This window comes from Hyphomicrobium sp., from assembly GCF_036833075.1.
Classification (GTDB): domain Bacteria; phylum Pseudomonadota; class Alphaproteobacteria; order Rhizobiales; family Hyphomicrobiaceae; genus Hyphomicrobium_C.
Genome location: NZ_DAITQL010000060.1, coordinates 1 through 24845, shown reverse-complemented (window position 1 = coordinate 24845; position 24845 = coordinate 1). Strand labels below are relative to the sequence as shown.

The following is a 24845-nucleotide window of genomic DNA, read 5'->3' as shown; positions in this document are numbered from 1 at the left end:
AAGATGACGGCCGGCTGGCCCTGTTGAACCGCATAGGGCTCGCGGACACCGCCGATCGACACCGGCACGTTCGGCAGCAGCGTCGTGCGTGCGACTTTTCCGACCAGCGCCTCGCGCGCCGCGACGAGGCCCGGGCGCTCGTAATCGCGTCCCCGGAACGCCTTGTCCACGAGCATGTCCTCGGTGAGCATCTCGCCCGGATAGATGGTGACGCGCGGCACGGGAAACACGAAATCCCGCGCCTGGGCGGCGAGCGGCGAGGCGACGGCCATGAGCACGACGGCAAGCACGCCACGCGCCAACGCGGCGAGCGAGCCCCGCCTGATCCGAGTAACGGGTCTCCGACCGCGCATCATCGCTGCCCTCTTCGGAAGCTACCGCATGTTGTTGGCGACGGTGCCGTACATGGAATCGACCGTCTGGATGACTTTCGAGTTCATCTCGTAGGCCCGCTGCGCGGCGATGAGCTGCGTGATCTCCTTCACCGCGTCCACGTTGGAGTTCTCGAGATAGCCTTGATGAATCTTTCCGAAACCGGGATCGCCCGGCACGCCCGTCACCGGGTCGCCCGACGATTCCGTCTGCTTGTAGAGGTTGCCGCCCATCGGCTCGAGCCCGACCTCGTTCACGAAATTGGCGAGCGTGATCTGGCCAAGGAGCTGCGGCTCGAGCTGGTTGGGGATCGTCGCGTAGACCTCGCCGGCCTCGTTGATAGTGATCCTCGTCGCGTCCTGCGGGACCGTCATCGTCGGCTGCACCTCGTAGCCGTCGAGGGTGACGATCACGCCCTGGTCGTTCTTGTTGAAGGCGCCGGCGCGCGAGTAGAACGTCTCGCCGTTCGGTCCCGTGATCTGGAAGAAGCCGCGGCCGTTGATGGCGAGATCGTAGTCGTTGGTCGTCTGCGCGAGAGAGCCCTGCTGATGCAGGTTGCGGATCGCCGCCGTGCGCACGCCGAGCCCGATGTAAGCGCCCTCCGGAACGTTCGCCTGCCCACCACGGACCGGCGCCCCGAGCGCGCGCTCGGCCTGATAGAGCAGATCCGTAAACTCGGCCCGCGCCCGCTTGAAGCCGGTGGTATTGATGTTCGCGATGTTGTCCGCGATCACCTCGAGGTTGGTCTGCTGCGCGTTCATGCCCGTCGCAGCGATCGAAAGGGCTCTCATGGACGTGTCCTGACTCTTGTCCTGACTGGCACCGCTAGATGGTCATGCGGCTGATTTCGAGATAGGCCGAAACGACTTTGTCGCGGATCGCGATGGAAGCCTGCAGCGTCTGCTCCGACGCCATGACCGCCTCCACGACCTGCTGGGTAGTGGCCTGGCCGCGCACGCCCGCAACCGCCGTCGCCTCGCCCTGCTTGAGGGTGCTGATGGCGTCCAGCGTCATCCGCCCGAGCACCGTCCCGAAATCGGTGGGCAGCGGCTCGGTCTGAACGGGATTGGGCGTGCTGACGACGGGCGTCGGCTGCGCGAGGCCCTGTGCGCCGCTGACGCCGCCGAGGCCCGTGGGCGCGAGCCTGTTGATCGCGTCGAGCATCACGAGCTCCTCAGAAGATCGATGGTCATGGAGGAGAGGGAGCGCGCCTGCTTGATGATCTGCAGGTTGGCTTCATAAGAGCGGTTCGATTCGCGCATGTCCGCGAGCTCAACCAGCATGTCCACGTTGGGCAGCTTGACGTTGCCGTCCGCGTCCGCCGCCGGATGGCTCGGATCGTACTCGACGCGATAGGGTTTCTTGTCGGAATCGACACGGTCGACCTTCACGAGGTTGGCGCCCGAGATGTCGTCGAGCACCGATTCGAAGCTCACCGTCTTGCGCGTATAGGGATCGGCGCCCGGCGTGTTTCCGGTCGTCGACGCGTTGGCGAGGTTCTCCGACACCACGAGCATGCGCCGCGACTGAGCCTCGAGGCCCGACGACGCCACCTGAATAGCGACCTTGATCGGATCGATCATCGATTACCCCCGTGACGCGGCAAGCAGCATGCGGTGGAACGTCTTCATGACGCTGGTGTTGCGCTGATAGGCGCCCGACACCTCGCCGGCCTTCAGCATCTGCTCCTCGATGCTGACGCTGTTCCCCGAGTGCACGACCTGCCACTTGGCGTTTTCTTCCGTCTCCGCTTCACTGCCGGCCCCGCTCATGGGGCTGAGGTGCGAGGCCCGCGTCTTTTGCATCTCGATGCCCGTCGAGTTGAGAACGGCCTCGAACGGCTCGACGTCGACGGCCTTGTAGCCCGGCGTATTCACGTTCGCGACGTTCTGCGCGACCGCCGACTGGCGCACGCTGAGCCAGCGGTTCTGCTGCGAGGCGAGCGAGAAGAAATTGACGGGATCCATGGAAGCGCGCCCCACCTGGACCGCGACCGGCCGCCCATTTCGGGGCGAAGCGCGAGTCGTCGGCCTCCTGACCATGCTCCCGTCGGTTGTAGGTCGATAGGCTTGTCCGAACCTTGTGGTCGGCCCGGCCGCCGGTCGTGCGGGCAGAAAAAAGCAACGCGCGATGAAAGTGTTAACGGCCCCGCCCGCGCGACCGGCTCACGCCGCGCGCCCGATCAGGCCGCTCGCGCCGATGCCGTCGAACAGCGCCTGTACGGCGATCGCCGCCAGAAGGATGCCGAACACGCGCATGAGCACGCGTTGCGCCGTGACGCCGATGAAGCCCGCCAGCCGATGGGCGCCGAGGAGCAGCGCGAGCGTCAGCGCCATGACGGTGAGCAGCGCCGTCACCGTGGCGACGAGCGCCAGCGGCTCGCCGTGCGCATTGGCCGCGAGCAGAATGCCGGCACTCATGGCGCCCGGCCCCGCGAGCAGCGGCGTCGCCAGCGGAAACACCGCGAGATCGACCTTGCGCTGCGCCTCCGCCCCCTCGGACGGCGTCAGCTTGAAAGCGCTCGTCGGCCGCGCAAACACCATGTCGAGCGCGATGACGAGAAGGATGATCCCGCCTGCCGTCTGCAACGCGGGGATCGAGACGCCGAGTTGCCGGAGCAGCGGACCGCCGGCGATCGTCGCTCCCAGAAGAAGGACGGTCGCGATCGCCGTCGCACGCACGCTGATGAGCCGGCGCTCCGCTTGCGAGACGCCGGGCGTCAGCGTGGCGAAGATCACCGCCGCCTCGACAGGGCCGATGGTCGCGAAGAAGGTCGTGAAGCTCGTCAGCGCGGCGCTCAGCATGTCGGGCTCCGATGGCGCGTCGGGCAATCCACGTCGAACCCTCTCAGGAGGGGCTCTGCGCATCCGCCAGCCAACCTGTTAGCACAGAATGAATATTGCTGCTAACATCATGATTCAAATGAGTAATATTGAAAATTTTTGCAAATCGCTTACACTTGTCTTGTCAGGATTGCAACATCCGGAGCAGACCTTGAGCACCGCCGACGCAGACTTCGTCCGCATGCTTGCGGGCTACAGCTTGACCACCGCCGAGATCATCTACCGCCTGCCGGACCACCCGGCCCTCATGCAGAGCTACATCTGGCAGGACTACGATCTCCACCCGCGCTTTCCGAAATTGAAGGCCTTCCTGGACTTCTGGTCATCGAACCTCGAGGGCAGGCTGCATCAGGTGCTCGTGGCCCACGCCGGCCTGATCAAGCCGCGCGAGCTGCGCCTCGTCGGCGCCGAGCTCAGGCTGCAGTAGGCGGGCCGGCCGGCGCGCCTTTCTCGAGCCGCTTGCGGTCGCCCTTTCGTGACTTCGGGACGAGGCGCGCATCCTCGATGGCCTCGATCAGGCGCGCCGTATTCTTGTCCGGATCCTCCGAGCCACCCTCGAACGACACGTAGCTGATCTCGATGCCGGCCTGCAGCGACCGCAGAACGAGCCGGAAATAAGCCGAGACGTTGAAGTGATGGAACTCCATGTCGAGCGAGATGGTGGGCGCGCATCCCCACGGCAGATCGACCTCGCCCGAGAGGCCGAAGGTGATCGTACCGGGCTTGAAGAACATCTCCGTCGACGAGTTGACCAGGGTGCGAAGGTTGCCGAACTGCTCGGTACGGATGTAGGCGACGAGGTCGGCGGGATCGATGAGCCTGAGCTCGGTGGCAACGTCCCGCAGGCCCTCGGCCAGCGCCTTTTCACGCTCGCGGGAATAATCTCTGCCCTGCTTCAGCATATCTTAGATCCTCACATGGCCCGCCGAGCCTGCTGTCCCCGCTGCGCGAAGAACAGGATGATGCCGGCGACCGCCTTGTAGAACTCCGGTGGAATCATCTTATCCACCTCGACGCTTGCGTAGAGCGAACGTGCTAGAGAACGGTCCTCGTAGACCGGTATTCCATGGCTCTCCGCGATAAAGCGGATCTTGAGGGCGATGAGGTCCTTGCCTTTTGCCACCACGATCGGCGCGCCGCCTTCCTCGCGCACGTAGCGGAGCGCCACCGAATAGTGAGTTGGATTGGCGACGATGAGCGTTGCCCGCGGCACGGAGGCGATCATGCGCCGCCGCGCACGGTCCCTCTGCAGCGATCTCAGCCGCATCTTGATGAGCGGATCGCCTTCGCTCTGCTTATGCTCGTCCTTGACCTCCTGCTTCGTCATGCGCAGATCGCGCCGCCAAGAGAACCGGCTCCACGCCAGATCCGCCGCAACAAGCACCATCGTCGCCGCCACCACCGCCGACAGGAAGCGCACGACGAGATCGCGCATCAGCCCCGGCGTCGCCGACGGCTCCATGAACAGCGCGTTGAACACGTCCGTGTAGGAGCTCTTGAGCGCCAGGTATCCGGCCATGGCGACGATGGCGAGCTTGAACGCGCTCTTCAGGAACTCGACCTGCCCCCTGAGCCCGAAGATCCGCTTCCATCCCTTGATGATGGAGATGCGCTCGAGCTTGGGCTCGATGCGGTCGAGAACGAACTGCGGCTGATGCTGGAACACTGATCCCGCAACGCCGGCCCCGGCCATGACGATGACGATCGGCGCGACGAGCTTCGCGCCCTCGACGGCGACGGCAGAGAGGATCGCCGAGACGTCCGCACCGTTCGCCATCAGGAAGCTTTCCGGATGATCGAGGAAGTTCTTGAGCGTGGAGCTGAGGCTCACCACGCTGTCGGAAACGAGAAAGACGACGGCCGTCAGAATGGCCAGCATCGACGCCAGGGTTGAGGCTTCGCGGGAATGCGGGACCTGGCCCTTGTCGAGCGAGTCCCTGATCTTCTTCTCTGTTGCCTCTTCTGTTTTACTCTCTCGATCCGGCGCGTCCGACATCGCGATGAGACCTGCTCAGAAAAGGGCGACCGGTTCGAGTGTGGCGGCGTTTGCGCGCGCCAGAGTTTGCGATCAGGCCACGCGCGTCGGCTGGGACGCGGCGCCGATGACCTCCGTCAACGAGACGCCGAAGCGCGAGTTGTCCTCGTCGAGCACGACTACCTCGCCGCGCGCGATCACGCGTCCGTTGACGACCACGTCCACCGGCTCGCCGACCTTGCGGTCGAGCGGCACGACCGCGCCGCGTCCGAGCTTGAGCACGCTCGCGACCGGCATGCTCGCCGAGCCGAGCACGACCCTGACCGAAACGGGGATCTGCAGCACCGTCTCGAGATGGCGCGGCCGCTGGCCGGCGCCGGCCCGGGAGGCCATCTCCGCTGCGGCTTCGCCCTGGATGGTATCGCCGAGCGTCTTGAGCTCTGCGGAAGCGGGACGGATATCTTCTTGGCTCATCGCGGTTGACCTGGATTGAGTTCGAGTTCGACGGATCGTTCCGATACGCCGTTATGCAGCCTTCTTCGCTTCGCCTCCGCCACCCCCGAGCGTCTCGGCCTCCACCTCGTCGATCGTCGGCCGCTCGTAGGCGGAGATGGTCTTGCGACCGTACTCGACGGCGACCTGCGGCATGGCCCCGTTCATGAACGCGAGCAGCGTCTGCTTAGAGACGATATAGAGCCGCATCTGCTTCTCGCGCCCGGACTTCACCTTGGCGGCGAGCGGACCGAAGACGCCATACGAGAAGAAGATGCCGGCGAAGGTCCCGACGAGCGCCGCGCCGATCAGGTGTCCGAGGACCTCGGGCGGCTCCGTGATGGCGCCCATGGCCTTCACGACGCCGAGCACCGCCGCGATGATGCCGATCGCGGGCAGTCCGTCCGCGACGTTGGTCAAGGCATGATACGCCTTGAGCCTGTCGTGCCGGAGCGTCTGGATCTCCTCGTCCATCAGCGCCTCCACCTCGTGCGTGCGCGCATTGCCGATGATGATGAGGCGGCAGTAGTCGCAGATGAAGGTGGTGAGATCCTTGTTCTTGAGGACGGAGGCGAACTTCTGGAAGATCGGCGAGTCTTCCGGAAGATCGATATGCTTCTCGACCTCGTTGCGAGGCTTGCTCCTGAGCTCGCGCATGAGCGAATAGAGGAGCCCCATGATGTCGAGATACTGTCGCCCCGTCGGCGCCGCGTTGCCGAAGGCCTCGCCGATGCCCTTGCCGGCATCCTTGATCACCTTCATCGGATTGGCGACGATGAACGTGCCGAGCGACGTGCCGAGAATGATGACGAATTCCCAGGGCTGCCACAGGACCTCGACGTGCCCGCCCATGGCCATGAAGCCGCCGAGCATGCAGCCGAGCATTACGACAAGGCCGAGAAGGATCGTCACGAGCTTGCCTCGCGTTGAGGGTTGTTAACGCATTACTAGCGGCAACCTCCTTGTGCGAGCCTGATCAGAACCCGCCGCTCCCCACCTGGGAAACGGCGCGCCCGGCCTGGTGTTGCAGAACGAAGTGGAGTCAGCCTGAGGCAAGCCACTCCAAGCACACTCCTGCAACCAGACACACCCTGGAACGGATCGGAATGGCCCGCGAATCGAAGCTCTACCGTGAGACGGTCGCCCGGACATCGGGCGGCGGCCCGGCCGCGGCCGGACCACTGGCGAAGTCCGGGAGCCCCTGATGCAGCCGGGACTCTATGTGGCGCTGTCCGGCCAGATGGCGCTGATGCGCCGGCTCGAGACGCTCGCGCACAACGTGGCCAACGTCACGACCGCTGGTTTCCGCGCCGAGGAGATCAAGTTCGACGAGCTCCTGTCGCAGAGGACGGATTCGCCGACGGCGTTCGTCTCCGCCGGAAGCACGTACATTTCGCGCCGGGCGGGAGAGGTCGTCCGCACCGAGAACCCGTTCGATGTCGCCGTGACGGGCGACGGCTGGCTGGCCTTCAACGGGTCGGACGGTCCCGTCTATACGCGCGACGGCCGCATGACCATGACGCCCGAGGGCGAGCTCAGGACGCTGAACGGCCATCCTGTCCTCGATGTCGGCGGCGCACCGATCCAGCTCAACCCCAACGGCGGCGCGCCGACCATCGCCAGCGACGGAACCATAACGCAAGGCCAGCAGCAGATGGGCGCCCTGGGCCTGTTCACGATTCCGCAGCACGCCAAGCTGACGCGCTTCGAGAACTCGGGCGTGCGTCCGGACGTGCCGGCGGAGCCGGCGCTGGATTTCAGCCGCACCGGCGTTCTGCAGGGCTTCATCGAGCACGCCAACGTCAACCCCGTCTCCGAGATCTCGCGGCTGATCCAGATCCAGCGGTCCTTCGATTCGATCGGCAATGCCATGGCCAAGTCCGAGGATACGCTGCAATCGGCCATCCGGACCCTGGGCGAGACGAGCTGAGGCGGCCGCGCGCCGGCCCACCAGCAGGGGCCCGCCCCGCGTGAGGAGACATGACGAGCGACCCATTTCCCGAGACCGAGGCCACGCGCCGCGGAAACGAGCGGCACCCGACCTCGCTCGAGCGGCTGGAGCAGCGCATCACGCACGTCGCGTCCCTCGTGCCGCTGACGCGCATCGGCGGCACCGTGACCCAGGTGACGCCTGCTTACGTCCAGGTCTCGGGCCTCTCGCGTCACCTAAAGCTCGGCGACAGCATCGCCTTCGGCATGTCGCGCACGCCGCCGCTCGGCGAGGTCGTGCGCATCGACGAGGCGGGCGCAACCATCAAGCCCTTCGACGCCAGCCTCAAGATCGGCCCGGGGGAGATCGCCTGGCTGCACGGTAACCAGAGCCTGCACCCCGACGTCTCCTGGAAGGGGCGCGTGCTGAACGCCCTCGGGGCGGCAATCGACGGGCAGGGGTCGCTGCGCGAGGGCGCCCGCGCCTACGCCTTCGACGCCGAGCCGCCCTCAGCCCTCAACCGCCAGCGCGTGCGCGCGCCGTTGAAATCGGGCGTGCGCGTGATGGACCTCTTCACTCCGCTCTGCGCCGGCCAGCGCATCGGCATCTTCGCCGGCTCCGGCGTCGGCAAGTCGACCCTGCTGTCGATGCTGGCCCGCTCGCGCGGCTTCGACACCGTGGTCCTAGCGCTCGTCGGCGAGCGCGGACGCGAGGTCCGCGAATTCCTCGAGGACGCGCTGGCCCAGAACCGCAGCCGCGCCATCACCGTCGTCTCGACCGGCGACGAGAGCCCGATGATGCGCCGCATGGCGCCGAAGACCGCGCTCGCCATCGCCGAGTTCTTCCGCGACCAGGGCGACAGCGTGCTCCTGATCGTCGATTCCGTGACCCGCTTCGCCCATGCCACGCGCGAGGTCGCTCTGGCCGCCGGCGAGGCCCCGGTCGCGCGCGGCTACACGCCGTCGGTGTTCAGCGAGCTTCCGAAGCTTCTCGAGCGCGCCGGCCCCGGCGCCGAGGGCACGGGCTCGATCACCGGCGTCTTCTCCGTCCTCGTCGACGGCGACGACCACAACGACCCCATCGCCGACAGCATTCGCGGCACGCTCGACGGGCACATCGTCCTCGACCGCAAGATCGCCGACCAGGGGCGCTATCCCGCGGTGAATGTGCTGACCTCCGTGTCGCGCCTCGCCAATACGGTCTGGACGCCCGAGCAGCGCAAGCTCGTCATGATGCTGCGCGCGATGATCGCCCACTTCGAGGATACGCGCGACCTCCGCCTCATGGGCGGCTATCAGAAAGGCGCTGACGCCGAGCTCGACAAGGCGATCGACATCGTGCCGCGGCTCTACGACGTCATGAAGCAGACCCTGACCGACCCGCCGAGCACCGATCCCTTCCAGGATGTCGCCCGCGCGCTGACTGCAGGAGCGGAGGCGACCGAGAATGCACCGCCGGAGCCGCGTTAGGCTGCGGACTTATAAACCCGGAGCCTAGATCAGGTCTTGTTGGCGCCGCGCATGTCCTTCTTTGGGATATAGGAGAGCTGGTCGATCAGCACGTCCTGCACGATCTTCATGCCGAGCCGCCGGTTGACGTTCTCGCCGAGCTTCCGGGCGAGCAGCGGCAGATCCTGCTTCTTCATGTTCTGGAAGTTGACCTGCTCGCCGGCGTAGATGGTCTTGAACGCCTCATCGAGAACGTAGACCTCCGGGTTGACCGGTATCTTGCGCAGCGCGGCCGCATCGACCGTGAACACGAACTGGGCGACCATGTAGCCCTGGATCGTGCCGTCGCCGATGATCGGCACGTTGATGGCCTTCGTGCGGAATTCCTCGATCGTCGTCTCCGCTTCGACCGAAGTCGCGGGCGCTCCACTCCTCTGCCATTGCAGCATGCCGAACGCGGCGGCGAGCGAAACGGCCGAAGCCCAGAGCCCGGCGAGGAGGAGCTTCATCATAGGCGTCTGGCGGAGGAGGAGATCGCCTGCGTGTAGGTCCCATCGGATTCGGCCTGGCGGATGGCATCCGAAAGCGACGTCGAGATCTCGCGCACGGCCTCGAGGTGCATCTTGAGCGCTGCCTGATTGACGGCGAGCTTCACCTTGAGCGCGCCGACGAGCTTGGCGAGCGCCGGATCGGGCGACCCACCCTGCATCTGCCGGGATGCGCGCGTCAGCTCGAGCAGCGCCTGGCTCTTGCGATCGTTGAATTCCTTGAGATTGACCGTTTTCCCGGACCGCAGCGCCATCGTTTCCTGATCGACGATCTCCTCGAGGCGCTGGATCGTCACCGCGATCATCGCCGTCGCCCCACTCCGGGCGCCAGGCGTGGCAACGAACGGCACCGCTGCCTCAGGGCGCGCGGTCATCGGGAGGACAGAGGACTGCTGGTACATGGTTACTCTCCAGACAAGGGTTTGGCGTCAAGCAGCTGAGCAACGCCGTTGAGGCCCGACGCGGGGCCGAGAACGTCGAGCGGGTTGAAGCCGGCGGGCCGGCTCGGCACCGTGTGCCCGGTGCGGACCAGCTTGGCGAGGCCCAGCCCGCCGCGCTCGGCCACCTGCTCGGCGATCTTCTCCGACATCATCGACTTCCAGAAATCGCCGGAGATGCCGCCCCCGAAAACGCTTTCCTGCGTTTCAGGCATCATTTCCTGAATGAACGACTGCAGCACGAACGCTTCGAACTTCTGCGCGGCATCCGCCGTCTTGCGCACATGAGGCGCTCGGGCGGCGAGCGCCGGCGCGTCGGCCGCCTCGGGCGCGCTAACGGGTCGGATTGTGAGGTCCGCCGTCAAAGGCCGGTCTCCGCCTATGGTCCTGATAGAGCGACCATGACTCACCCGTCTTGCTCGGAGCTTGCGCCGTCCCGCGCGAATCGCGCCTCGAGGAGCTGCTCGAGCTCGCGCCGCTCGTCCTCGCGGGCGACCTCGACGGCAAGCTCCTCCGAGAGGCGCTCCGAGTTGCGCATGCGTCCGCCATGCTCGATGAGGACCCGCGCCTGCGCTTCGAGCGCGGGCGCGAGGCGGCTTTCCTCTTGCTGCAGGGACTTGATCCGCCGCGCCGTCACGTCGAGGAACAGGTCCCGCAAGGCGCCATCCTCCGAGAGCGCCGCCGCCAGCGCTCGCTGCTCGCTCTGGCACTGGAGGACCTGCTGCTTCAACCGCGCGAGCTTGAGCTCCTCCACGCTGTGGAGATGCCGCTGGACCTCCAGGATGCGCTTGAGGCTCTTGACGCGATCGCGCATGACGACTCACCCGTTGGCAAGAAACATCTGGAAGCCCGACAGGAACAGCGTCAGCGCCTCGCTGAAGGTGAAGTAGAGCAGCAGAAGCCCGCCCGCCATGACGAACGGCGCCGAGATGAAATAGACGGGAATGACCGGCGTCAGCTTGTTCATGATGCCGAAGAGAAAATTTATGATCAGCGAATAGGCGAGGAATGGCGCCAGAAGCTGCGCGATGAGGATGAAGGAATCCGAGGCCGAGTCCGCCACCTTGGCAAGCGCGAACTGGGGATTGAAGAAATCCGTCACCGTCAGGACCGAGTACGACGCGACGAGGGCGCGCATCACCTCGACGTGCAGCCCCGTCGCGAAGAGGAGCACGGTCGCCGTCAACGTCAGCAACGTCGCGATCGCGGGCGAAGGCTCGTTCTCCTCGACCGGCGAATCCGCCATGCCGCTGAAGCCGACCAGCATCGACGTGGCGGTCCCCATGAACTGCAGCGCCAGGAAGAACACCCGTGCCATGACGCCCAGCATGGCGCCGATCAGCGTTTCGGAGGCGATAAGCTGGACCACCGTCGGCAGCGTGACCTTGGCGAGGTCCCCCTCGATGACCGGGACGAGGAGCGGGGCCAGCGCCAGCGTCACCGAGACCGCGAGGAAGAGCCGCACCTGTGGCGGGATCCGCGCGCTGCCGAAGCCGGGCATCAGCATCAGGCATCCCCCGATGCGGCAGAACACGAGGAAGGTCACGAGAACCGTTCCTGACGTGATCGCCGTCACGAGATCGATCCCAGCGCCTTGACCTGGACGCCGCGTGCGATCTCGAGGTGCGAGAGCACCGGCAGCGTCGGGAACAGCCGCTCGGTGACCATGCGCACGTAGGGCCGCGCATCCGGCGCCGAGACGAGCACGAACTGGTGTCCCTGGTCCAAAAGCCCGCGAATGACCTTCGACGCCTCCGCACCGAACTGCTCGATCTGACGCGGATCGATGTCGAACTCGATGACCTCGCCCTTGGCGTCGCGCTTGAGGCTCTGGTGGAAGGCGAGGTCCCAGCGGTTGCCGAGCCGCAGCACCTTGAGCACACCCGCATCCGCGAGATCGCCGCAGATCTGCTGCGCCATGCGCATGCGCACGTGCTCCGCGAGCTGCTCGGCGCGGCGCATGTGCGGGGCGACCTCGGCGATGCTCTCCAGGATGAGATGCAGGTTGCGGATCGAGATGCGCTCCGCGAGCAGGAGCTTGAGCACCGCCTGCAGCCCCGAATAGGAAAGCTGCGAGGGGATGATCTCGTCGACGAGACGCTTGTATTCGGGCTCGAGACGATCGATCAGCGCGCGCATGTCCTTGTAGGACAGCAATTGCGACAGGTTTCCGCGGATCACCTCGCGCAGATGCGTGAGCATTACCGACATCGGATCGACGGGGTTGAAGCCCTCGCGCTTCACCGTGTTGGCGAACATCTCCGACACCCAGAGCGCCTTCATGCCGAACGCGGGCTCGCGCGCCTCGTCGCCGGGCACGTCCGGCACCGGTCCGTCGCCGGTGATCACCAGCACGTCGCCGATGCGAAGCTCCTCGGCCGTCACCACCGTGCCGTGGATCTTGATCTGATAGGTCTTGCCCTGGATGGCGAGGTCATCGGCGATGCGAATGTCCGGAACGACGAACCCGTACTGCTTGGCGAACGCGCGCCGCATGCGGCCGACGCGATGCGCGAGCTCGCCCTGCGAGGCGAGCAGCGCGGTCGAGAGCTGCTTGCCAAGCGCAATCTCGACCTCCGCCGTCTTGAGCTGCTCCTTGACGGATTGGCGCGCCTCCTCCTGCGTCATCCGCTCGGCTTCCTGCTTGATCGCCTCCTCGGCCGCCTTGGCCTCGGCGATCTTCTTCGGAATCGATATCGCGACGAAGAAGAGGCCGCCCGCGAGCAGGGCGAACGGCAGGAACGGCAGACCGGGGGCGACCGCGAGCGCGAGCAGCACGGCGCCCGCCACCGCGAGCGCCCGCGGGTAGTTGCCGAGCTGCGAGAACACGGTCATTTCCGCCGAGCCACGCGTGCCGCCCTTGGAGACGAGGAGGCCGGCCGCGAGCGAGATGATCAGCGCCGGGATCTGCGTCACGAGGCCGTCGCCGACGGAGAGGCGCACGAACACGTCGGCTGCGTGCGCGAGGTCCATCTCGTGGCGCGTCACGCCGATGATGATGCCGCCGAAGATATTGACGGCCGTGATGATGAGGCCGGCGATCGCATCGCCGCGCACGAACTTCGAGGCGCCGTCCATCGAGCCGAAGAAGGAGCTTTCCTCCTCGAGCTCGCGCCGCCGCCGCATGGCCTCCTTCTCGTCGATGTTGCCGGCATTGAGATCGGCGTCGATGGCCATCTGCTTGCCGGGGATCGCATCGAGGGTGAACCGCGCGCCGACCTCCGCGATGCGCGTCGCGCCCTTGGTGATGACGAGGAAGTTGACCGTGATCAGGATCATGAACACGACGACGCCGATCACGAAATCGCCGCCCATGACGAAATTGGCAAATCCCGCGATCACGTGGCCGGCGGCCGTATGCCCTTCGGCGCCGTTGGACAGGATGAGGCGGGTCGTCGCCACGTTGAGCGACAGGCGCAGCATGGTGGCGATCAGGAGAACGGTCGGAAAGGCCGAGAACTCGAGCGGCCTGTGGATCCACAGCGACACCATCAGGATCAGCACGGCGAAGGCGATGGAGAACGCCAGGCCGACGTCGATCATGATCGCCGGCAGGGGCAGGAACAGCACCGTCAGGATGACGATGATGCCTATCGCAAAGCCGATGTCGCGCGTATAGCTCGACCCGGCTCCCAAACCCTGTACGGCAACGCCCGTGCTCATACGTCCCCCTGGGCACAGAATATCCCGGCGGGAAGTGTCGGCGATCAAGCTTGCGCGAAGGTCTCTGAGGACCCGATCCGGCCCGAAAAATTCAGAAAATCGATACCCTTAGGTATCAGAACCCGTTCGGAATCCGCGCATAGGTCTGCTCGGCGAAGGAGAACACCACCGCGCCGATGAAGGGCGCCGTGAGCGCGGTGACGAGCAGGATGGCGAGGATCTTCGGCACGAACGTCAGCGTGATCTCCTGCACCTGCGTCAGCGCCTGCAGGAGCGCGATCAGAACGCCGACCAGCATGGCCGCGATCACGCCCGGAGAGGAGGCGATAACGATCGTCCAGATGGCCGCCTGCCCGATATCGAGCGCGTCGGCCGGGTTCACGTGGTCTGCTCCGCATCCTCAGCGGTTGTATTTCCCGTGCCCGACGTCGACTCGGGCGGCGTCGCGGAGATCTTGACGCCCGCATCCAGCAGCAGCTCCTTGCCGGAATCGAGTTTCACCACGGTGCCGTTGGAATAGATGTGCACTTCCTTGATCTGGCCGGTGATCTTGCCGTCCATGGAGGTGACATACTTGTCGATGAGCCCGTCCACCTGCATCAGCGACTGCGAGACGAGGAGCGAGTCGAGCTTGCTGTTCGTCTTGATCGCCTGCTCGACGTTGGAGAACGACGCAAGCTGCGCCACGAACTGCGTGGCATCCATCGGGTTGGTCGGATCCTGGTACTGCATCTGTGCCGTCAGCAGCTTCAGGAACGAATCGTAGTTGAGGCTCGCGCTGGACGTCGAGGACGACGTGTCGGTCTGCTGCGTGCCGGTGCTGGACGTGACACTTGATACCGTGGTCATGACGCGGCTCCCACCACCTTGAGTTCTCCTGGTCCCTGGCTCTGCCGGCCGAGGATCGTGTCTTCGATCGGGATCAGACGCTGCAGTGTGCGAAGCGCATCGACCGGCGCGCCGGCTGCAACCTGGCCGCGGATCGTTTCGAGCCCGATCAGCACGGTCGGGCTCGAGAACGCCAGCTGAAGGAAGCGCATGGTGTCGTCGTAGACGCTGCGCGCCCGCTCCATTCCCCCCGGCTCCATGACCATCGTCTGCAGGATGTAGTAGAGCTGGCGCAGCGGCGTCACCGTCTGCTGCGCATGCATGATCTCGTGCTCCCTGAGGAAGGGCACCGTGTTCAGGATATCGAACGAGGAGCGTCCGTCCGATTGCAGAACCGCGCCGTTGATGAAGATGCGCTCGCCCGGCCGGAGCGTGACGCGCGTCGTCGCCGTGCTCATTTCAACCCCTCTGAAATTGTCCGCGACACATCGATCAACGCCGTGAAATTCTTCGATCGGCCCTGACGGATCTCCTCCGTCTCGCGCATGACCCATAGTCCGATCGACACGAGATCCGCCCTGAGCTTCGGGGGCAGCCCATTGTCGCCCCTGGCCAGGTCCTCGATGAAGATGCCCCAGAGCTTGCGCACGTAGAAGAGCGCCTCGACCGCCTCGCGCGAGCCCGTCCCCTTCTGCTCGGCGTCCTGCAGCATCGAGATCGTGCGATCGAGCGCGGAACGCTCCTGCTCCCTCGCCTCCTTCGGCGATTCGTCGAGAACCTCGTTGTAATAGAACTTGTACATTGAGCTCCCCAGGGTCTCCGATGCGTTAGATGTGGTTCAGCAAGCTGAGATTCTGCAGGCGGGCCGTGAGCGCATAAGCCGTTTCGATCTGCACGAGCAGCGAATTCACCTTTGCCGTCGCCTCGTAGGTATCGACGCCCTCGAGCTGCTGGATGTGCTCCGTGAGCAGCGATTTCTGAATGTCCATGCGATCGTTCGCGGCCTTGATGCGCTCCTGCGCCGTGCCGAGACCGGCACGAAGCTGCGTAAGGTCCGACGTCACCTGGCCGACCACCTCGATCGCCTTGTCGAGGACCGCCTGATAGGCCTCGGGACTGAGATCCGCGATGCCGAGATCCGCGATCATCGTATAGGCGGACGCAAGAGCCCGGAACGGATCCGCGTTGGCATTCGTCGACGTCTCGATGCGCTCGTTGGTCGAGATGCGGCTCGTGATGTTCTGGTCCGAGGCCGAAGACCACGTCGTCGTCCAGTTGGCGTTGTCGAAGAGCGTCGAGAACGCTCCATCGAGGAACGTATTCATGTCGGCGCCCGAGATGTTCTCCACGCCGGGGTCCGATTGCGCCACGCCGAACGCCGTCGTGAACGCGGCGGCCACCGCCGTCTGCGCCGCCGACGCGGGCGTACCGAAATAGGTCGTGATCGGCTTCACGTCCGTATTCACGCCCGCAAAGATGTGCGTGCCGTTGACCGTCGTATTGAGCGCGGCTTCCAAAGACGTGAGCTTGTTCTTGGCGTCCGTGATCGCCGTGCCGGCCGCCGACGGCGAAGCGCGCGCGGCCATGAGCGTCTTCAGGAACTCGTCCGCCGCGCTCGCGACGCCGTCGAGCGTCGACTGCGTGAGCTCGAGCCGCGATGCGGCGACGGTATTGCTGTCCTTGAACGTTTGCGCCCGCTCGAGGTCCTGCCGCAGCGACACCGTGCGCTGCGTCAGATAGCCGAGCGTCAGCCCCACGTCTGCGTAACGTCCCGTCGAAGATTCCTTCTGCGCCTCGACGAGCTTGGCTTGCAGACTGACGCGCGTCTCCCGCGTCGCGTTGATGATGGCCAGTGTCGAGATCGATGATGTCTTCATGGCGTTCCCTAGATGGCTCCGAGAAGCGCGTTGTACATTTCATCGACGGTCGCAATCAGCTTCGACGATGTGGCGAAGCTCCGCTCGATCTCGAGCATCAGCGAAAGTTCCTCGTCGAGGTTCACTCCGGTATTGCGCGTGAAGGCTTCGAACGACCGTTGGTAGAGCGTGCTCTGATAGGTGTAGCTGTCGTCAGCGACCTTGCGCTGCTCCTGGAGCCAGCCGGCGGAGACGGATGAGTAGTTGGCCAGCGTTCCGTTCGGCGCGAGCTTTGTCACGGGATCGTAGGCGTAGCTCTGCCCCATCTTCTCGATCAGCTCGTCGATACGATCGGTGTAGCTCGCCTCGCTGCCTGCGTTGTAGCCGTAACCGGCATTGCCCGAGATGGCGCCATCCCTCAGCAGATTGGCGTTTCCGCCTTGGTCCGGATCGACGCTCGCGTTCACGCGAAGTGCGGCGGCCAGCCCTGGAATAAGTGTCCCGGCCGCCGGAATGGTCGTCGCGCCGGAGTAGGTGAAGAGACCCGGCACGTCGGGTCCGCCGCCGCCCGACTGATCGGATTCGGCGAACATCGTCACCAGCACGCGCGCCATCTCATCGAGCTGCGCTTCATAGGAGAGCGAAATGTCGTCGCGCGCCTGCACCAGGCCGACGATTCTCCCGGACTGAAGCGGCATGGTCGCGTTGGCGCCCGTTACCGGGATGCCGTCGACATAAACCGCCCCGCCCGGCACGCCCGGTGTCAGATTGAGCGTACGATCGAACTCCACCTTGCGCGGCGAACGGTCGAACAGCGTGACACCGCTGTCCGTATAGATCACCATATCGTTGTTATCACGCGTGACGGTCCGGATCCCCATCTCGTTCGAGAGATCGTGCAGGATCTGGTCACGCTGGTCGAGATAGTCGGTGATGTCTCGGCCCGAGATCGTGCCCTTCACGATCTCCTGGTTCACCGTCTTGAACTGCTCGAGAAGCGCATTCACGCGATCGACCGACGCCTGAATGCCGGTATCGGCCTCGTTGCGCACGGACTGCACGGTCGTCGCAGCAGTGTTGAGCCCCGTCGCCAGGTTGCGGGCCGACCGCACGGCTGCCTCCGCCGAGAGCTGACTGTGCGGCTGCGCCGAATAGCTCTGCAGCGCCGAGAGAAGCTTGTTGATCAGCGCTGCCGGCGACGAATCGAGCTCCACGTCGCTGATCGTATTGTTGAGGGCATCGAGGGAATCGAGCCGCGCCGAATATGTCGCCGTCTGCGAATTCGACCCCAGGATCTTCTTGAAGAGAACCGGGTCTTCGGCGCGCACCACCGCCGAGGTCCGCACGCCGGACCCGGGCATGGTGATGGTTTCGACGGATTTGCGCGTATAGAACGCCTTATCGGCGTTGGCGATATTGCGCGAGACGAGGTTCGTCCGCTCGCTGGATACGAAGAGGGAGGAATTCGCGTTCGACAAGGCTGCCGTGAGGCTCATTGCGCGTCATCCCCCTGGCCCTCAAAGCGCGTTACCGCTTGAGGTTGACGAGGACCTCCATGAGCTCGCCGCCGGTCTGAAACACCTTCGAGTTCGCGGTGAACGCGAACTGCGACTCGATCATCGTCGTGAGCTCGGTAGCCGTGTCGACGGTGGACTTCTCAAGCTGCGACGAGCGCAGCTCTCCGAACATCGAGGTTCCCGGAAATCCGATCTGGAGATTTCCGGAATCCGCACTCACCGTATAGACGTTGCCGGCCTGCGGCGTGAGGTTGTCGGGGCTGGGCACCGTCGCCAGAGGAATCTGATAGATACCCACGCGCGCGCCGTTGCCATAGACGGCATAGAGCGTGCCGTCCTTGTTGAACTCCACACCCGTGACCGAGCTCGGCTCGTTGCCGTTCACGGTCGGCATCAGTACCTGGAAATCGTCCGCGAGTTCGCTCGATTTCGAGATGTCGAGCGTCAGCGTTTGCCCGTTCGGAACCGGGATAGCCAGCACGAGACCTGCGGGATTGGCCGGCGCGACCGATGCAAGCTGGCCCGTGGACGAATCGAAGGTCAGCGTCGTCGTGGAGAGCGCAGCGGAAGAGTACGGGAACGGTGCCGTCGACGAGGCGGCGTCGGCGGCATTGAAAACCGACACGTCCCAGGTGTTCGCGCCGGTCTTGGTATAGTAGATGTCGAGGGTGACCGTCCGGCCGACATTGTCGATCGCGGTGACGGACGCCTTCGACGAATAGGCCGAGGTTGCAATGTTGTCGGAAGGCCGGTTGCCCGCCGCCACCGCCGTGGCATCGATCGGTACGTTGGCGTGATGCGTGCCGAGCGTCGACGGCGTCGCCTCGAGCGACATGGTGGCGATATTGACCTCTTGCAGGCCGGCCGTGCTGTTCGACGCCGCCGGCGCCGAGCCGTTCACGATGGGGTAGCCGAGAAGCTTGAATCCGGCTGCGTTGACGAGATAGCCCTGGTCGTCCTTCACGAACGAGCCCGCGCGCGTGAGGTATGCCGCGTTGCTGCCGTCGCCGACGAGGAGGAAACCGTTGCCGCTGACGGCGAGATCCGTCTTCGAGGTTGTATAGTCGAAGCCGCCCTGCTGGGAGATGCCGTAGCGCACCGTCGTATCGACGCTGCCGGGCACGTAGGAGCCCCTGCCGGACTCGAGCACGATGGTCGAAAACTCGGTGAAGGCGCGCTTGTAGCCGTGGGTCGAGGCATTGGCGATGTTGTCGGAAACGGTGCCGAGGCGCGCCGACTGCGCGGCCATCCCGGACGCACTCGTCCGCATCATGCCGGAAATGCTCATGCCACTGGATCCTTCTCGAAAAGCGCTGACTTTTCGAGTAGACCACCGACATCTTGCGTGAGGCTGGACGGAGCACAAGCCCCGCCCTGCCGCTCCAGCGCCGCATCGACCACCAGCCGATATCCGAGATAGCGCTTGGAATCGATCGGATCGTAGCCGAGCCGGTGGCGAAGCCGCTTCCTGAGCTTGCTGATGTGGCTTTCGACGACGTTCTCGTCGATGTCCTCGCTGAAAAGCCCGTACACCGAGTTGAAGATCTGCGTCTTGTTGATCCGGCAACCGCGATTGGAGACGAGATACTCGAGGATGCGCCGCTCGCGCCGCGGAAGCTGCAGCACCTCACCCTTGACCTCCGGATCGCGCCCATCGAAGAAGACGCGCATCTCGCCGACGTCCGTATAGTCCGGCGCGCCGCTCGCGCGCCGGCGGATGGCCTTCACCCGCGCGATGATCTCGCGCACGTGAATGGGCTTCCTCACCACGTCGTCGACGCCGGCCGCGAACAGATCCAGCGTCTCCTCGAGAGAGCGGTTCTCGTTCATGACGATGATGGCCGTGACGGAAGACCGGCGCCGGATGACCTTGGTGAGCCCGGGGCGATTCTCGCAGTCGCCGAGCAGGAATGCCTCGACGGAGCGGATGTCCGTCTCAGAGACGGCGCTGACCCAGCTCTCGAACTCCGCCGGCGCGAGTCCGCACGCGGAGATTCCCTCCCTGTCGAACCAGGAGGCGTATCCCTCGGTCACGGTCGCGCGCTCATCCACGACGACGATCATGTGATTTTCCCTCGCCCACCGGCACCCCGAATCACACAACGCAACCCCACCTGACCGGGATGCAGTGCGTCGCTCTTTCGATCAACGATTTGTTGAGGATTTTTCGGGAGATCGGGAGATTCGGCCTTGTGGTGTGGCGCAAAGTAATCACTTTGCGACTATGTCCGATGGAGCCTGAAGCACCGTTCGCGAACGCTTGTTTCGGCAGACACGGGCTCAAGCCTGGCACAAGCCGCCCGGGCTCTAATGCACCCACCTCGCCCGCCGCCATGCAACGGGCGGAAAGCCTTTCGAGTGGGATCGGCAATCGACATGAAGCTCCGCGTTCCAACCGGAACGAGATCCCTTGCGCTCGGGTTGGCCGTGCTTGCGGTCCTGTGCGGATGGGAAGGCCCATCGCGGGCCGGAGAGCGGTCCTTCACCATCACCGAGGAAGCACCGTTCGCGATCACGCTCGTGGGTCCGGGCATGAATCGCACCGAGCTCACGGCGCTGCTCGGCCCGCCGAGCTACATCCAGGTGCGGGGGCTGCGCGAAGCCTGGCAATATTGCCCGGGGCGCTCTGTGGTCCGCTTTCTGAAAGATGTGTTTCGCCAGGAGACGCTGGCGCCGCTCTATGTCACCGTTTGGCTCAACGAGGGGCGGGTCGAGCACATGCGCGCCTACCCGAGCCGCGTCATGGGAAGCTGCAACGATTTCCTCGCGGCATTCAGCTGGCAGGACGTGATCGTCGGCGGCGGCTTCGGGATGGGGACCGGAGGCTGGGCCGAGGGCGGCTCCGGCGACGGTCGATACGGCCTGAAGTAGACGCAGCGTGCCCGAGAGCCGGCTCAGGCCCGCTTCAACCGCGCCAGCGCCCGGTCGATCTCAGCGTTGACGTCCGCCATCGCCGCGACCGCTTCCGCGCGCAATTCCGGCTGGACCCGATCCGGGTGGTTCTGCGCCGCGAATCGGCGTCGCATGAGCCGCAGATCGGCCGGAGAGAGACCGCCCGCCGCGAGCACGGCCTTGAGCGTGTCGGCCGCCTCCCCCGGACGTCCGAGCGCGCGGCGCTCGCCGGCCTCTCCGTCGCTTCCATATGCGCGCGCGAGCGATGCCGTCCCCACATAGCCGGCCGCCACCGCGACGTCGCCCAGGCTGCCGACCGCAGGCGCCGACATCGGATTGGCGAGCGCCGCCTCGACGAAATCCTCGAGCTCGCTTTCCGGCGTCAGGCGCGCCGCATCGAGCGCCTCCTCGAAGGCGTGCCTGCGCGGCCGGTGCCGCATGCGCATGGGCCACACCACAGAAAATCCCTCCCAGGGAATCGCGCCGGGAGACAAGGATGCGGCGGAAGCCTTGTTCGGGCCTTGCCTGAGGCGCGGGGATGAAACCGACGCATGACGCTCCGGACGCATAGGGTCCGAAGCGATCATGATGTGCTAGCGGTCCTCTGTACGGCCGCCGTCCGCACGCTCTGCCGCTGCGGTCTCATGCGCGGGCTGCGGCACGGACCGCACGGCAATGACGGTCGCGTTGTCCTGGTGCGGATCCTTGAGCCCCTCGACAGCGCGGATGAGCGCGTTGGCGACCGCCACCGCCCCGTCCTCCGCGTAGGCCGCGACGATCCGCTCGATCTCGGCCGGCTCGAGCGTCTGCAGCCCGTCGCTCGCGAGGATGATGTAGTCGCCGGGCTCGATCCTGAGCGGGCGCCGCGACAGATCGACGAGATCGATGTCGTCACCGGTCACGGCCGAGCGCAGCATGTGCCGGCGCGGGTCGCGCTTGGCGTCCTCTGGCGAGATCGCCCCCGCCGCCACCAGCCGGTCGAGCTCGGGCGCAAGGGAATGGTCCTCGTTGAGCAGCGCGATCTCGCCGCGCCGGTAGAGCATCAGCGGGCTATCGCCGACACTGACCCACTCGATGCCCTCCGCCCCGAACGCGACGGCGACCAGCGTCGATCCCATGCCCGCGAGCATCGGATCGGCATCCACGGTATCGGCGATCGCCTGGTTGGCGGCCGTGAGCGCTTCGACCAGCCGCTCGCGGTTGCTGCCGTCTTGACCTGCATACGCCTTGACGAAGGTCTCGCACGCCATGCGGCTCGCGAGCGCGCCCCCCGCGTGCCCGCCCATGCCGTCGGCCAGCACGGCAAGGACGGTCGCGCCGTCGCCGTTCGCCGCGCGCTCGGAATGCGCTACCTCGGGGCCGCTCCAGAAGAGAGCGGTATCCTCCTGGTAGCTTCGCGCACCCTTCGTAGCGCGGCTGGCGTGCTCGAAAGCTGACATTCGTCCTTAGGTCTGCTCTTGAAGGGCCGCCCAATCGAAATCCGGACCGCAGAACGGCACGAATACGAGTTGCGTCCGACCCATGGTGATGACGTCCATCTGAGCGAGCTCGACAGCACTCGTCGGCCGCTTCTCGTTGAGGGCGACCACATTGGTCTTAGCAAGGTTCGGCACGAAAAGGAAAGAGCGCTCCGAGGAGTCGTAGCGGATGTAGGCCTGCTCGTCGGTCGAGATGGCATCGTCGCCGAAGTCGACCGGAATCCGGTTGTTGCCTCCTCGGCCGATCGAATTGTTGCCCTCGAAGATCGGCCGGTATTGCCCGATGCCGGGCCCGCCCACGACGACCAGCCACCCCACCACGGGGTCCTGCGCGAACGCGCCGCGCACCACCTGCTGCTTGCCGCGGATCAGCGTCGTGCGTGTCCCCGGAGCCTCCGGCGCGGACGCGCTGCTGGCGGCGGCCGCGACCCGCACCACGCGCGTCGTCGGCGCGTCAGCCTCCAGGTGCCGCGTGGCGACCGTCACGCGCGGCCCGCGCGCTTCGCGCGCAGCCTCCGCCGCCGAAGGGCTCTGCACCTCCGCGCGCGGCGCGGGCAGATGCGGAGCCCCCTCGGGGCCCGGCACGGCGATCGCGCCCTCGCTGGCCGAAGCGGCGGCAACGCGTTCGGCGACGGCCGCTTCCTGTCGAGCCGTATCCTCGCGGCTGGCCGCGACCAGCGCGTCCTTGAGTGAGCCGAGGAATCGTCCTGAACGATGTCCGTGGGAACTGCCGCCCGCTGACATACTCTCGTCCTCCTCATCTGTCCCGCTTGTGCGACCCCGCAACCACGCACCGGGCCCACCGCCGATCAACCCACCCCGGAGCCCGGCCCCGGCCCTCCGTACCGCTCAGCCCGAAGGCGCGGCCGAAAACCTGAGGCGCGCCGTGCCGAGCTCGATCACGTCACCGCTCGTGAGCCGCGCCTCCGCCACTGCGCGACCGTTGACGACCACGCCATTGCCGTCAGCGCTCGAAAGATCCGTGATGACGAACTCGGCGTCTTCCGTTCGATGGATGGCGGCGTGATAGCGGTGCACGGTGATGTCCTCGAGGCAAATGTCGTTGTCGGTCTCCCGGCCGATCCGCAGCAACGTGCGCGCGAGGCCATAGCGTCGGCCTTGCGGCTCCGGCGCCGCCTCGCTCGTGGCGACCACCTCGACCCACGCCTCGAGAGGGCGCAGGGGAATATGCCCCGTCCGCACGCCGTCGCGCGGTTCACCTTTTGCGGCGCGCGGAACGCGGCGGATTTGCGTTCGCGCTTCCGAGATCTCGGTCGGAGCCGCCGAGCGGCGGCTGACCCACAATCCGAGCAGCGCCAGCGGCGGCACCGCCATCAGCGCCGTGAGCCCGAGAACGAGGGCCGGCGCGCGCGCATAGTTTGCGGCGATCCAATCGGCAAACCCCGTCCACGTCTGGCCGAGAGATTCGGGAACGAACAGGCTTCCGCCCGCCGGCAGCACCTCCGAGCCCGCCCAGACCGGAGAGGCAAGCGCCAGGAGCGCGAGCCCCGGCGCGAGAGCGCGGCCCTGAGCGAAAATACGGATTGTCGGCCCCGGGGCGCGGGACAGCCGGACCGTCTCCGGCGGGAAGAGATGCATGGATATGCTCAAGCTCGACTCGGCCTTACTCTTGTTGGTGTTCTGCGGCAGCAACATGGCCATCGGCTGTGTTCCCCGGTGAATTGCAGCGAAGTTGACCACACCGCGCACGCGGCCGCCACATTCCTGCTTCACAAGGGGCGACAGAGGTGATTTGCACACAGAGCCCGGAAAACCGTTGAGCGTCCGAGTCGGTCGAGAGCCCTGAGAGCCAGAGCCCTAAGAGCTGATGACGAATCTGATCGCGCTAAAAAGCGGCACTGAGCTGGTGGGCGACTACCGGATCGAGCGCGTGCTCGGCGCCGGCGGCTTCGGCATCACCTACCTCGCCGAGGAGGTCGCGCTCGACCGCAGCGTCACCATCAAGGAGTACTTCCCCTCCGACTTCGCAGCCCGCACGTCGACCTCGGACGCAGCCCCCCGTTCCCAGGACTGCGCCGGCGACTACCGCTGGGGCCTCGATCGGTTCATCGAGGAGGCGCAGACGCTCGCCCGCTTCTCGCACCCCAACATCGTGCGCGTCTACCGCTACTTCAAAGCGAACAACACCGCCTACATGGTGCTCCATTTCGAGGAGGGCCAGAGTCTCAAGTCGTGGCTCAAGGGTCTCGGCCGCGCCCCGCGCCAGAAGGAGCTCGATGCCATCATCGCCCCGCTCCTGGAGGCCCTCGAACTCATTCACAAGCAGGATTTCCTGCATCGCGACATCGCCCCCGACAACATCATCATCCGCAAGGACGGCAGCCCCGTCCTGATCGACTTCGGATCGGCCCGCGGCGAGATCCTCGCCCACTCGAAGACCGTCTCCGCGCTCGTGAAGCCCGGTTACTCGCCCTACGAGCAATATGCCGAGACGAGCCGCCAGCAGGGTCCCTGGACGGACATCTACGCACTTGGCGCCACGCTCTATCATGCCGTCACCGGAAAGCGCCCGGCCGACAGCCCGTCGCGCATGGTCAAGGACGAG

At 65.6% G+C, this 24845-nt stretch carries 31 protein-coding genes and 2 pseudogenes; 5 read left to right on the top strand and 28 right to left on the bottom strand.

The window, feature by feature from the left end:
• From V7082_RS15730 to V7082_RS15705, 6 genes and pseudogenes are all read right to left on the bottom strand, one after another.
• Positions 1-356, bottom strand: a pseudogene (locus tag V7082_RS15730) (flagellar basal body P-ring formation chaperone FlgA); the annotation flags it as partial.
• 18 nt (positions 357-374) lie between these two features.
• A complete protein-coding gene (flgG, locus tag V7082_RS15725) occupies positions 375-1163 on the bottom strand; it encodes a flagellar basal-body rod protein FlgG (protein WP_334150137.1) in 789 nt (262 codons plus the stop codon).
• A gap of 34 nt (positions 1164-1197) precedes the next feature.
• Complete coding sequence (locus V7082_RS15720; protein WP_334150136.1) at positions 1198-1536, bottom strand: flagellar hook-basal body complex protein FliE; 339 nt, start codon at positions 1534-1536, stop codon at positions 1198-1200.
• The gene (gene flgC / locus V7082_RS15715; RefSeq protein WP_334150135.1) at positions 1536-1955 is read right to left on the bottom strand and encodes a flagellar basal body rod protein FlgC; all 420 of its coding nucleotides are present in this window, start codon (positions 1953-1955) and stop codon (positions 1536-1538) included. The genes V7082_RS15720 and flgC overlap by 1 nt, the downstream gene beginning before the upstream one ends.
• 3 nt (positions 1956-1958) lie before the next feature.
• On the bottom strand, positions 1959-2339 hold the full coding sequence (gene flgB / locus V7082_RS15710; RefSeq protein WP_334150133.1) for a flagellar basal body rod protein FlgB: 381 nt from the start codon (positions 2337-2339) through the stop codon (positions 1959-1961).
• A 198-nt stretch (positions 2340-2537) separates the two neighbouring features.
• On the bottom strand, positions 2538-3176 hold the full coding sequence (locus V7082_RS15705; protein WP_334150131.1) for a MarC family protein: 639 nt from the start codon (positions 3174-3176) through the stop codon (positions 2538-2540).
• A gap of 190 nt (positions 3177-3366) precedes the next feature.
• On the opposite strand from V7082_RS15705, the gene V7082_RS15700 reads away from it, so the two are divergent.
• On the top strand, positions 3367-3642 hold the full coding sequence (locus V7082_RS15700) for an usg protein (protein WP_442909807.1): 276 nt from the start codon (positions 3367-3369) through the stop codon (positions 3640-3642).
• Here the strand turns inward: V7082_RS15700 and V7082_RS15695 are convergent.
• The 4 genes from V7082_RS15695 to motA form a co-directional block, all read right to left on the bottom strand.
• The gene (locus V7082_RS15695) at positions 3629-4117 is read right to left on the bottom strand and encodes a hypothetical protein (protein ID WP_334150129.1); all 489 of its coding nucleotides are present in this window, start codon (positions 4115-4117) and stop codon (positions 3629-3631) included. The two genes, V7082_RS15700 and V7082_RS15695, sit on opposite strands and share 14 nt — an antisense overlap.
• An 11-nt stretch (positions 4118-4128) precedes the next feature.
• A complete protein-coding gene (gene flhB, locus V7082_RS15690; RefSeq protein ID WP_334150127.1) occupies positions 4129-5211 on the bottom strand; it encodes a flagellar biosynthesis protein FlhB in 1083 nt (360 codons plus the stop codon).
• 72 nt (positions 5212-5283) lie between these two features.
• Positions 5284-5664, bottom strand: a complete 381-nt coding sequence (gene fliN, locus V7082_RS15685) for a flagellar motor switch protein FliN (protein ID WP_442909806.1) — start codon at positions 5662-5664, stop codon at positions 5284-5286.
• A 51-nt stretch (positions 5665-5715) separates the two neighbouring features.
• Positions 5716-6594, bottom strand: a complete 879-nt coding sequence (gene motA / locus V7082_RS15680) for a flagellar motor stator protein MotA (RefSeq protein WP_334150125.1) — start codon at positions 6592-6594, stop codon at positions 5716-5718.
• 292 nt (positions 6595-6886) lie between these two features.
• Between motA and flgF the strand changes: the two genes are divergently transcribed.
• Both flgF and fliI read left to right on the top strand, forming a co-directional pair.
• Positions 6887-7612 carry a flagellar basal-body rod protein FlgF gene (gene flgF, locus V7082_RS15675; RefSeq protein ID WP_334150123.1) on the top strand — a complete coding sequence of 242 codons (726 nt, stop codon included), beginning with the start codon at positions 6887-6889 and terminating at the stop codon, positions 7610-7612.
• A 50-nt stretch (positions 7613-7662) separates the two neighbouring features.
• Complete coding sequence (gene fliI / locus V7082_RS15670) at positions 7663-9081, top strand: flagellar protein export ATPase FliI (RefSeq protein ID WP_334150121.1); 1419 nt, start codon at positions 7663-7665, stop codon at positions 9079-9081.
• A gap of 29 nt (positions 9082-9110) precedes the next feature.
• On the opposite strand, the gene V7082_RS15665 is transcribed toward fliI, so the two are convergent.
• From V7082_RS15665 to V7082_RS15600, 14 genes and pseudogenes are all read right to left on the bottom strand, one after another.
• Positions 9111-9569: a hypothetical protein gene (locus tag V7082_RS15665; RefSeq protein ID WP_334150119.1), complete on the bottom strand. Its 459-nt coding sequence runs from the start codon at positions 9567-9569 to the stop codon at positions 9111-9113.
• Complete coding sequence (locus tag V7082_RS15660; RefSeq protein ID WP_334150118.1) at positions 9569-10009, bottom strand: flagellar protein FlgN; 441 nt, start codon at positions 10007-10009, stop codon at positions 9569-9571. Before V7082_RS15660 ends, V7082_RS15665 begins: the two co-directional genes overlap by 1 nt.
• A 2-nt stretch (positions 10010-10011) precedes the next feature.
• Positions 10012-10329: a rod-binding protein gene (locus V7082_RS15655; protein WP_334150116.1), complete on the bottom strand. Its 318-nt coding sequence runs from the start codon at positions 10327-10329 to the stop codon at positions 10012-10014.
• A gap of 122 nt (positions 10330-10451) precedes the next feature.
• Complete coding sequence (locus tag V7082_RS15650) at positions 10452-10859, bottom strand: hypothetical protein (protein ID WP_334150114.1); 408 nt, start codon at positions 10857-10859, stop codon at positions 10452-10454.
• A gap of 6 nt (positions 10860-10865) precedes the next feature.
• The gene (locus V7082_RS15645) at positions 10866-11621 is read right to left on the bottom strand and encodes a flagellar biosynthetic protein FliR (RefSeq protein ID WP_334150111.1); all 756 of its coding nucleotides are present in this window, start codon (positions 11619-11621) and stop codon (positions 10866-10868) included.
• Positions 11618-13708: a flagellar biosynthesis protein FlhA gene (gene flhA, locus V7082_RS15640; RefSeq protein ID WP_334150109.1), complete on the bottom strand. Its 2091-nt coding sequence runs from the start codon at positions 13706-13708 to the stop codon at positions 11618-11620. Before flhA ends, V7082_RS15645 begins: the two co-directional genes overlap by 4 nt.
• A 115-nt stretch (positions 13709-13823) precedes the next feature.
• Positions 13824-14090, bottom strand: a complete 267-nt coding sequence (locus V7082_RS15635) for a flagellar biosynthetic protein FliQ (protein ID WP_334150107.1) — start codon at positions 14088-14090, stop codon at positions 13824-13826.
• Entirely contained in the window at positions 14087-14557 is a 471-nt protein-coding gene (flgD, locus tag V7082_RS15630) for a flagellar hook assembly protein FlgD (RefSeq protein ID WP_334150105.1), read from the bottom strand. The genes V7082_RS15635 and flgD overlap by 4 nt, the downstream gene beginning before the upstream one ends.
• On the bottom strand, positions 14554-14994 hold the full coding sequence (locus V7082_RS15625) for a flagellar biosynthesis repressor FlbT (protein WP_334150104.1): 441 nt from the start codon (positions 14992-14994) through the stop codon (positions 14554-14556). The genes flgD and V7082_RS15625 overlap by 4 nt, the downstream gene beginning before the upstream one ends.
• Positions 14991-15338 (bottom strand): flagellar biosynthesis regulator FlaF, encoded by a 348-nt coding sequence (gene flaF / locus V7082_RS15620; RefSeq protein ID WP_334150102.1) that lies wholly within the window; start codon positions 15336-15338, stop codon positions 14991-14993. Before flaF ends, V7082_RS15625 begins: the two co-directional genes overlap by 4 nt.
• A gap of 25 nt (positions 15339-15363) precedes the next feature.
• Positions 15364-16413 (bottom strand): flagellar hook-associated family protein, encoded by a 1050-nt coding sequence (locus V7082_RS15615; protein WP_334150100.1) that lies wholly within the window; start codon positions 16411-16413, stop codon positions 15364-15366.
• 8 nt (positions 16414-16421) lie between these two features.
• A complete protein-coding gene (gene flgK, locus V7082_RS15610; RefSeq protein ID WP_334150098.1) occupies positions 16422-17888 on the bottom strand; it encodes a flagellar hook-associated protein FlgK in 1467 nt (488 codons plus the stop codon).
• Between the two features lie 31 nt (positions 17889-17919).
• Complete coding sequence (locus V7082_RS15605; protein ID WP_334150097.1) at positions 17920-19197, bottom strand: flagellar hook protein FlgE; 1278 nt, start codon at positions 19195-19197, stop codon at positions 17920-17922.
• Positions 19198-19307: 110 nt separating this feature from the next.
• Positions 19308-19973: pseudogene (locus V7082_RS15600) on the bottom strand (response regulator transcription factor); the annotation flags it as partial.
• A gap of 312 nt (positions 19974-20285) precedes the next feature.
• On the opposite strand from V7082_RS15600, the gene V7082_RS15595 reads away from it, so the two are divergent.
• Positions 20286-20780 carry a hypothetical protein gene (locus V7082_RS15595; protein ID WP_334150095.1) on the top strand — a complete coding sequence of 165 codons (495 nt, stop codon included), beginning with the start codon at positions 20286-20288 and terminating at the stop codon, positions 20778-20780.
• A 23-nt stretch (positions 20781-20803) separates the two neighbouring features.
• Here the strand turns inward: V7082_RS15595 and V7082_RS15590 are convergent, their stop codons facing one another.
• The 4 genes from V7082_RS15590 to V7082_RS15575 form a co-directional block, all read right to left on the bottom strand.
• Positions 20804-21247, bottom strand: a complete 444-nt coding sequence (locus V7082_RS15590) for a hypothetical protein (protein WP_334150094.1) — start codon at positions 21245-21247, stop codon at positions 20804-20806.
• 147 nt (positions 21248-21394) lie between these two features.
• Positions 21395-22240, bottom strand: a complete 846-nt coding sequence (locus tag V7082_RS15585) for a PP2C family protein-serine/threonine phosphatase (protein WP_334150092.1) — start codon at positions 22238-22240, stop codon at positions 21395-21397.
• A 6-nt stretch (positions 22241-22246) separates the two neighbouring features.
• Positions 22247-23023 (bottom strand): FHA domain-containing protein, encoded by a 777-nt coding sequence (locus V7082_RS15580; protein WP_334150090.1) that lies wholly within the window; start codon positions 23021-23023, stop codon positions 22247-22249.
• 105 nt (positions 23024-23128) lie between these two features.
• The gene (locus V7082_RS15575; protein ID WP_334150088.1) at positions 23129-23941 is read right to left on the bottom strand and encodes an FHA domain-containing protein; all 813 of its coding nucleotides are present in this window, start codon (positions 23939-23941) and stop codon (positions 23129-23131) included.
• A 166-nt stretch (positions 23942-24107) separates the two neighbouring features.
• Between V7082_RS15575 and V7082_RS15570 the strand changes: the two genes are divergently transcribed.
• Positions 24108-24845, top strand: a 738-nt coding sequence (locus V7082_RS15570; protein WP_334150086.1) for a serine/threonine protein kinase, incomplete at its 3' end; no start/stop codon positions are given.